Here is a 1,051-nt window from a genome sequence, read left to right on the forward strand (position 1 = left end):
TACGCGAGTTCGGGATAAGAAAAGCTTTAGAGAAGTTCCAATTGCCTTGATTTCTCTACGTGTACCGGCAGTGCTTCCGGCTTATTGTCAAAGAAACAATAGGCTGTAAGAGCGGAGCACAAGTTCATGATGAAATTATGTATTGATCGATGCCGTGAATGTACAAGGTTAGCCTTGTTCTTGAGCAACTCGTTGATACATTCGATGATGTATCTCTTTCTAAGCATGATTTTGTCCCACATAGGCATAAGTTTGTTCTTCATATTCGCTTTTAGACCATGTACGAGATGTATGCCTTGATCGAACAATGTTTCAAAAAGTTCCTTTTTGATATATCCTCTGTCAGCGAACACTTTTCCATACAAGACTTTTGTAAAAACGCTCCACACCCGTTTATCTCTGTCATCAACATTTGCCCCTGTAAGACAGAAGGTTATAACCTCGCCAGAGTCATTACAGAGCAGGTGCAGTTTGAAGCCGTGGCACCAACCCATAGTACCTTTTCCGTTCTTCGCGAAACCGGCAAATACCTTGTTAAAATAACGCCGTACATTATGACATACAGGTATCATTGTACTGTCTACAAATGTTATTCCCGTACATTTACCAAAGGCATAAAGCTTCATAAACATCATCATCTGGAAGAAAACACGCGGCATTAGTTCCACGAAACGATTGTAGGATACAGCGTCGGGAAACTCATGCTTGAGTTGTCTGTGAATACAGTTGAGGTAATACTCCTTGAAGTTACGGTATGTACCGAAATGATAGCACACAAGAATAGTCATAATTTCGCTTTCAGAAAGACGACCTTTACGATTTCTATAACGTTTTCCTTTACCGTTATTAGTAGGTAGAAAAAGGTTATTTTCGAGTTCGCTATTCAAATTTTTGTTAAATTCGTCTATCATACAGAATATTTCAGTAACTTTGTCTTTGGTAATCATCGCTTTAACTTTATTTGTAACTTGTTGATTATCACCTATAAAGGTACAAATAATAAGCGAGATTACCAACTTTTTAAATGCTTTTTTTATCCCGAACTCGCGTA

The 1,051-nt window shown here is 38.2% G+C and carries 1 protein-coding gene; it reads right to left on the reverse strand.

The features are described 5' to 3' along the window. Positions 1-26: 26 nt before the first annotated feature. Positions 27-947, reverse strand: coding sequence for an IS982 family transposase (locus AC1EK4_RS11930; RefSeq protein WP_480358412.1), 921 nt, complete (start codon positions 945-947; stop codon positions 27-29). Positions 948-1,051 lie beyond the last annotated feature (104 nt).

Source organism: Prevotella sp. C0026C3, from assembly GCF_056590795.1.

Bases quoted from the DNA above. Each gene is read 5' to 3' on its own strand.
- AC1EK4_RS11930 (WP_480358412.1), bottom strand. From the start codon at position 947: ATGATTACCAAAGACAAAGTTACTGAAATATTCTGTATGATAGACGAA.